Here is a 7,920-nt window from a genome sequence, read left to right as displayed (position 1 = left end):
AGCAGCAAGAGCAAAAATATCGCTGCAAGGGTAACCCTCTGCAGCGATATTTTCATGAAAAAACGTTTATATTTACCTATGCGAGCCGTCTTTATAGTGAGCGATCACCTTTTGAGACGGCCTCTTTACTCTCTTATCTTAGTACAGCGTCAGATACTGATCGCGTTCCCATTGATGAACTTGGGTTTTGTACATATCCCATTCGATCTCTTTGAGCTCGTAGAAGTGAGCAAGTGCGTGTTCGCCAAGCGCGTCGCAGACAACATCGCTGCGGAGCATCTCGTCGAGCGCTTCCTTCAGGTCAGACGGAAGGCTTGGCACGCCGGATTCCAGGCGCTCTTCTTCTGTCATGATGTAGATGTTGCGGTCTACCGGAGCCGGCAGCGGCGTTTTGTTCTTGATGCCGTCGAGGCCTGCTTTCAGCATAACCGCAAGAGCCAGGTACGGGTTAGCCGCAGGATCCGGGTTACGAACCTCGATACGCGTGCTGAGACCGCGGGATGCCGGGATACGGATCATTGGCGAACGGTTGCTCGCCGACCAAGCTACATAACAAGGCGCTTCATAGCCTGGCACCATCCGTTTGTACGAGTTGATCGTAGGATTCGTAATAGCGGCCATCGCACGGGCATGCTCCAGAATACCGGCCATGTAATAACGTGCTGTTTGGCTAAGACCAAGACGATCCTTCTCGTCGTAGAATACGTTCGTGCTGCCTTGGAAGAGCGATTGGTGACAGTGCATGCCGGAACCGTTCACGCCAAACAGCGGCTTAGGCATAAAGGTTGCATGCAGGCCATGCTGTCTTGCAATTGTTTTTACAACAAGCTTGAAGGTTTGGATCTGGTCTGCAGCTTTGATTGCATCTGCATATTTGAAGTCGATTTCGTGCTGGCCAGGAGCTACCTCATGGTGGGAAGCTTCAATCTCGAAGCCCATTTCTTCCAGCGTAAGTACGATTTCACGACGGCAGTTCTCGCCCATATCCATTGGAGCAAGGTCGAAATAACCGCCTTGGTCGTTCAGTTCAGTAGTTGGCTCGCCGCGATCATCGGTTTTGAACAGGAAGAATTCCGGCTCCGGACCAACGTTCATTGCGCTATAGCCCATTTCTTCCGCTTCTTGCAGCGCACGCTTCAGAATGCCGCGCGGATCGCCCGCAAACGGAGTTCCGTCAGGCATATAAATATCGCAGATCAGACGGGCAACACGATCTTGCGCAACCCATGGGAAGACTACCCAAGTATCCAGATCAGGGTATAAGTACATGTCAGATTCTTCGATACGAACATAACCTTCGATGGAAGATCCATCGAACATCATCTTGTTATCCAATGCTTTGTCCAATTGGCTTACCGGAATTTCAACGTTCTTGATCGTTCCAAGCAAATCGGTAAATTGAAGACGGATAAATCGAACATTTTGTTCCTCCGCAATGCGTTTAATATCCTCTTTTGTGTAGCTCACACCATTCATCTCCTTTAAAAGAATTTCTTGCTTCTTAAGCATCTGTTTGTGCTTGTTCGTTAATTATTAGGAATGACTAGCGCTTGTTCAAGAAACGCGAGAGCTGGCCTTGAATAAGCGAAGCCTGGCCAGGACGTTTCTCAAGCAATTGCTGCTTCAGAAGGCGGTGCAGCTGCGCATCGGAGAGCTCCTTGCGCTTCACTTCGGATTGCTCGCTTACAATCGTCGCGTCGTCCGATTCTTTTGAAACCGGATTCATGACTTGCTTAATGCCGGCGATGTTTACGCCTTTTTCAATCAATGCCTTAATTTCTAATAGCCGTTCTACATCATTAAAAGAGAACAGTCGCTGGTTACCTGCCGTTCTTGCAGGAACAATCAATTCATGCTGCTCATAATAACGAATTTGACGCGCCGTTAGATCCGTCAGCTTCATTACGATACCGATCGGAAATAAGGCCATGTTTCTACGAATATCGTCACCCATGTCGCATCAACCTTCCAGTCGCTCATTTATACGTATATAATAACTCCCTACCAAAAACGTGTCAAGTCGTGTTAGGTTTAATTACGTTTAATTGTGACTAGACCGTTCTTGATGAGTCGACGTAACGCTGTGAGTACACCAAACTTCGCATGGGCAAACGTTAAACCGCCTTGCATGTAAGCGATATAGGGTTCGCGGATCGGAGCATCCGCGGATAATTCCAGGCTTCCGCCTTGAATAAAGGTTCCGGCCGCCATAATGACGGGATGCTCGTATCCCGGCATGTCCCAAGGCTCAGGCACAACATGGGCATCTACCGCTGCTGCCTGCTGAATGCCCTGCACGAATGCGATCAGCTGCTCGGCTCCTCCGAATCTGACCGCTTGAATAAGATCCGTGCGAGGCTCCGACCAATGGGGCTTCGTCTCAAAACCAAGCTGCTCGAACAGAGCGGAAGCAAACACGCTTCCTTTTACTGCTTGTCCAACCAAATGAGGAGCTAAGAATAACCCTTGGTAAATTCCACGGAGCGTGTCCAGCATAGCGCCAACCTCGCCTCCGATACCAGGGGCAGTCAGACGAAAAGCTGCCTGCTCCACGGCAGCGGCAGTTCCGACAATGTATCCTCCGGTCGAAGCCAGTCCGCCGCCCGGATTCTTGATAAGGGAGCCTGCCATCAGATCTACGCCTACTTGTGTTGGCTCGATCAGCTCGGTAAATTCGCCGTAGCAGTTATCGACGAAAAAAAGAACATCCGGCTTAATCTGTTTTACCCGCTGAACCATATCTCCAATCTCGGAAACGGTAAACGACGCTCTCCAGCTGTAGCCCCTTGATCGCTGAATGCCAATGACCTTCGTACGTTCGTTAATGCTGGCTTCGATGCCAGCCCAATCCAGGCTTCCGTCCTCCTGCAGATCCACTTCATTGTAGCGGATGCCCCAGTCCTGCAAGGAGCCTGTCCCGTCCCCCGGCTTGCCAATCACTTTGTACAAAGTGTCGTAGGGCTTGCCCGTAATATAGAGCAATTCGTCACCGGGCCGGAGCACGCCAAATAACGCGCACCCGATGGTGTGCGTACCTGATACGAAATGCGGGCGAACAAGCGCCGCCTCTGCTCCGAATACATCTGCGTAAACAAGATCAAGCACTTCCCGGCCCCGGTCATTATAGCCATAACCCGTTGAACCGGTAAAGTGAAAATCGCTCACCTGATGCCGCTGAAACGCACGGATGACTTTCCATTGGTTCTTCTCCGCAATCCGGTCAATGGAACGGAGCTGCCCGGCAGCCAGCTCCTCCGCTTCATCCGCTAATTTCTCGAGGTCGTTCCAAATCGTTTGATTATCTTCTTGTTGATTGTAGCTCATTCCAGCCTGTCTCTCCCTTTAGTAGCGTAACCCAATTTCACTATTCTATATAAGATTCGAGCTTATGCCCATGTAATTCATATGCCTGACGGCTTACTTGAACGGTCAGACGCAAAGACTCGCCGTCCTCGCTGACTTCATTGTCCACCACTTCGCCGCTGCGATAGACAAGTGCGATTAAATCACCGCGGTCAGCCGGCAGAGCAAACGTCACGGTATCTCCGGTCAGTTTATCCTGAATTTTATTCCGAACCAACGTCAAGTCATCGTCTTCGTAAGCACTGATTACCAGAGTATCCGGACCCGCTGTCGGCAAATCAACCTGATTCGCTTCGCATAGGTCTTTTTTGTTGTAAATCGTTAAGCTTGGTGTTCCCGCTGCTCCCAGATCGCCAAGTATTTGCTCTACGACAGCCATCTGTTCTTCGCGCATCGGAGAACTTCCGTCAACCACATGAAGCACCAGATCAGCCTCCAGAACTTCCTCTAGCGTCGCGCGAAATGCCGCGACAAGATCATGCGGCAGGTTTTGAATGAATCCAACCGTGTCCGTCAGAACAACCTCGCGGCCATTGGGCAGCTCAAGCGTGCGGGAAGTCGGATCCAAGGTGGCGAACAGCTGATTCTCGACATAGACGTCAGCGCTGGTCAGCTCCCTCAGCAGCGTAGATTTTCCGGCATTCGTATAACCAACCAGAGCGACTTGAATAACACCGGATTTCTTGCGTCTTTCCCTGTGAAGCTTCCGGTGGCGGACCACTTCGTCAAGCTGTGCTTTAAGGTCGGAGATCCGTCCTCTAATATGCCGGCGGTCTGTTTCGAGCTTGGACTCGCCCGGACCTCTTGTGCCTATACCGCCGCCAAGCCGCGACAGGTTCTTGCCATGCCCGGACAGCCGCGGCAGCAAATAGCTGAGCTGGGCCAGTTCAACCTGGATAATCCCTTCGCGGGTCTTCGCACGTTGTGCAAAGATATCCAGAATAAGCTGCGTACGGTCAACAATTTTCAAATCCAGCGTTTCTTCCAGATTCCGTACCTGCGCCCCGGAAAGCTCCTGATCAAAAATTGCGGTAGTAGCTCCAAGCTCCTCGGCTACAGCACGAAGCTCCTCCACTTTGCCCTTGCCGATGAACCATCTGGTGTCCGGCGCTTCCTTGTTTTGAGTGATCGTAGTCAATACTTCCGTCCCCGCGGTCTCCGCAAGGGCAACCAGCTCCTCCAGCGAATGCTCCGGATCGCTAATGCCCCGCTTCACGCTGGGAGTAACCAGACTGACCAGCACGGCGCGTTCTTGCATGGCGGTTGTCGTATTAAATGTTTTATTTTGCATGGGTTCTCCTTCTAGAGTGTGGTTATTTCGGTATTATTTCATTTATTTCATTTCCCATTTGAAATCCTCCGGCTTGATCGCCATCAGTTCCTGCTTCGGAGGAATGCTGTTCGCATATTGATTAAGCAGCCTGACAGCCTGGTAGCGGATCGCCTTCTCAATCATATTCCGAACATACCTCGCATTGCTGAACGAGAAAATGTCGCTCATCTTCTCTTGAATTAAATGCTGCCTTAACTTAAATATGGACTGCGGCATTAAATTATAATCCCGGTCCTTCGCCATCAGCTCGGAAATTTGAATTAATTGATCAATCGAATAGTCCGGAAAATCAATCTGGATGGGAAAGCGGGAAGGCAGTCCCGGATTGGTAAGCAGGAAATGATCGATCTCGGCTGGATATCCGGCCAGAATCAGCACAAACTGATTGCGGTGATCCTCCATCGCTTTGACTAGGGTGTCGATCGCCTCTTTGCCGAAATCCTTCTCTCCGCCACGCGCAAGGCTGTACGCTTCGTCCACGAACAGGACGCCGCCAATCGCCTTGCGCACCATATCCCGTGTTTTCTGAGCCGTATGCCCGATGTATTCCCCAACAAGATCAGCCCGTTCCACTTCGATCAGATGCCCCTTCGCAAGCACCCCCATCTTCTGAAACAGCTTCGCCACAATTCTGGCAATGGTGGTCTTGCCGGTCCCCGGATTTCCCTTGAAAATCATATGATAGACATGGGAACCGCCGGACAAGCCCGCTTCCGAACGCATCCTGGTTATATATAAAAGCGCATAGACCTCATAGATAAGGGCCTTTACAGTATCCATGCCCACCATGGGCTCCAGCTCTTTTTGTATATCGGCAAAATGATCACCGGGCGGGAGCGGCTTTACGGCCGGCAGCGGCTCATTATCGACCACGGGCGCGGAAGCCGTCATTTGAACCGGCTCCTGGCTTCTTAGCACTACGTTAATTTGACGGGACGGCCTCGCTCCATTATTCGATCCCGATATGACATGTCCGCTCATCTATCGCATCACCTATCCTTCGCACCGTCACTAGCGCGCACATGCCGATAAGATAAGCCCGGCATATCCCGCTTCTAACAAGTGTATTCTAGCGGAATCGGTCATATTAACAGATTTTATTTAAGGATAGTCGGGAGAACGGTATCCGAAATGCAGGAGAACGGCATCCGCCTTCCATTTCCCATAAGCCAGTACTTCGCGAGACTGATTCTTGAACGGGCTCAATACCTCGGAATGAAAAGCGGCAGCCTGCGCGTTCTTGTAGCCTAGATAACGGGCCATCTCCATCGCCCTTGGCGCATGGTAGTCGTGGGTTAGGATCAGAAGCTTCTTCAGATGATGTTCTTCAGCAATCACTTTGCTGTTCAACAGATTCTCGTATGTACTTCTTGCTGCATTGTCCAGGAGCATCTTCTCGCCAGGAATCCCCTTCGCAAGCAGATAGACGCGCATCCCTTCCGCTTCCGTCAGCTTCGAACCGTTATGATCAAGACCGCCGCTTAGGATCAGCATGTTTATCTTGCCGTCTTTATACAGCTTATCCGCAAAGTCGAGCCGTTCCTTAAGCGCAGGGCTAGGCTTGTCCGACCAAAGGGAGGCGCCAAGCACGATCGCGGCATCGGCTTGCTCAATAGGGGCAGAGTCGTCATAGCTGTTAACAAGCCAAAGCAAATAACCGCAATACAACACACCTATGAGACATAAACCAATAAAGATACGAAACAGGAGCAGCCCGCGGCGTTTGCGTGACTTGCTCCTCGTTTGAACAATACTTTTCATGATTCTCTAAGCTCTCTCTCCGTCAAGCTTTTGCGATGCTTCAAGCTGAGCGTGAAATACCGGAACCGACCGTTCCGGATGCTGGACAGCAGTCTCCCCGCCGTCTTGCGGGCTAATGCCGCTTCTTTCCCGGTTACCTCTCCATCACGAAGAGCATCCTCTAGCTCATCCTCATCGAGCAGGAAAACTTCCCCGCTTGGCAGAACAACCACGTCCAGATACAAATCGTCAAACCAAGGCACATGTTGATCTGTCAGCCCTTGCGTTTTGCAAATATCGATGTACCACTGCACTACGCGGCCCTTATCGTCAAACATTGTTGTCACGACAAAATGCTCACCCCGGGGAAAATGCTGCATCCATAAATACCCGCGGTCCGCCAGACATAAACGCCGCCCGTTATATTCCTTCCAAAGCGGCTCACGCAACTCATGAATCCGGTAAAACGTAACGAGACCTTTGAACTCATCACTGTCGAGCGCCAGACAATTATAGCTTTTGCGTATAATGCGACGCCAGTTTGCCCGGTCCGAAAATTTTCGTTTCATACGGAACGTACCTTTCCGTTGAGATAAGCCTTTGATGCTTGGCTTTCGATGATGATGGATAGCGTTGTAAAAAGCTTACCATAACTTAACGCTCTTCTCCAGCACGCATGAAAAATAAACCAAGCTTCCGGCATGAAATGGCTCTTGCGGAGAAGCTGTAGAACCCTTTTTAAGCGTGAAACAAAGAACGGGACAAAGCGGACGAACCGCCTTCTCCCGTAGCTTCTGCTATTCAAGCCAAATTATGTTTCCAGAATGGTCACGGTATTAATAATGACCTTTTCCTTCGGTACATGCTTATCGTTCACCGGTGACTTGGCGATCGCCAGAACCGTATCCATCCCTCTGTCCACTTTACCGAAGATTGAATAAGTAGGTGTCTGATTCAAATTCACGGAGTCGGGGCCCGTACAAATAAAGAACTGGCTGCCGCCGGAATTCGGCTTACCGCTGTTCATCATAGCCACAACGCCGGGCTCGAATTTGATGCTTGTATCAAATTCATCCGGGATCGAATACCCCGGATTGCCCGTGCCGTTGCCTTTCGGATCGCCGCCCTGAATCATGAACGCTTCAATAATGCTGTTAAACGTAAGACCGTCATAATAGCCGTTACGTGCAAGAAAAACAAAATTGTTAACCGTTACCGGCGACTCCGCCGCATAAAGCTTTACGGTGAAGTCGCCTTTACTCGTCGTAAATTTCGCGGAATACTGCTTGTTCAGATCTATCGCCATTTCCGGCATCTTATCCCATTTCTGCTGGGAGGAATCCCCGGATTTACCGCAGCCGCTTAATAACACAGCCACGGCTGTTAAGATAATGATCGTGCTCCAGCCTAACCTCTTGAGCTTGCCCATGTGTTACGTCCAGCTCCTTACGCTATGCGCCTGCAATTCCGGCTTCGTTTTTATC

8 protein-coding genes are annotated in these 7,920 nt (G+C 50.6%); all 8 read right to left on the bottom strand.

The genetic code is table 11. The annotated features are described in order from the left end of the window. Positions 1-138: 138 nt before the first annotated feature. A complete protein-coding gene (gene glnA, locus M3194_RS09550; RefSeq protein WP_251653172.1) occupies positions 139-1,467 on the bottom strand; it encodes a type I glutamate--ammonia ligase in 1,329 nt (442 codons plus the stop codon). A 76-nt stretch (positions 1,468-1,543) separates the two neighbouring features. Next, a complete protein-coding gene (locus M3194_RS09545; protein WP_015844216.1) occupies positions 1,544-1,954 on the bottom strand; it encodes a MerR family transcriptional regulator in 411 nt (136 codons plus the stop codon). 77 nt (positions 1,955-2,031) lie between these two features. Then, positions 2,032-3,324: a methionine gamma-lyase family protein gene (locus tag M3194_RS09540; protein WP_251653171.1), complete on the bottom strand. Its 1,293-nt coding sequence runs from the start codon at positions 3,322-3,324 to the stop codon at positions 2,032-2,034. A gap of 40 nt (positions 3,325-3,364) precedes the next feature. Continuing rightward, a complete protein-coding gene (hflX, locus tag M3194_RS09535; protein WP_251653170.1) occupies positions 3,365-4,654 on the bottom strand; it encodes a GTPase HflX in 1,290 nt (429 codons plus the stop codon). A gap of 42 nt (positions 4,655-4,696) precedes the next feature. Beyond that, entirely contained in the window at positions 4,697-5,677 is a 981-nt protein-coding gene (locus M3194_RS09530; RefSeq protein ID WP_251653169.1) for an AAA family ATPase, read from the bottom strand. Between the two features lie 120 nt (positions 5,678-5,797). Continuing rightward, positions 5,798-6,457 (bottom strand): SanA/YdcF family protein, encoded by a 660-nt coding sequence (locus M3194_RS09525; RefSeq protein WP_251653168.1) that lies wholly within the window; start codon positions 6,455-6,457, stop codon positions 5,798-5,800. Next, on the bottom strand, positions 6,454-7,005 hold the full coding sequence (locus M3194_RS09520; RefSeq protein WP_091189194.1) for a ribonuclease FAU-1 family protein: 552 nt from the start codon (positions 7,003-7,005) through the stop codon (positions 6,454-6,456). The genes M3194_RS09525 and M3194_RS09520 overlap by 4 nt, the downstream gene beginning before the upstream one ends. Before the next feature lie 242 nt (positions 7,006-7,247). Continuing rightward, positions 7,248-7,865 carry a peptidylprolyl isomerase gene (locus tag M3194_RS09515; protein WP_251653167.1) on the bottom strand — a complete coding sequence of 206 codons (618 nt, stop codon included), beginning with the start codon at positions 7,863-7,865 and terminating at the stop codon, positions 7,248-7,250. Positions 7,866-7,920 lie beyond the last annotated feature (55 nt).

The organism is Paenibacillus glycanilyticus, assembly GCF_023715145.1.
In the GTDB taxonomy this organism is placed as follows: Bacteria; Bacillota; Bacilli; order Paenibacillales; family Paenibacillaceae; genus Pristimantibacillus; species Pristimantibacillus glycanilyticus_A.
This window is presented reverse-complemented; position numbering and strand designations above follow the sequence as displayed.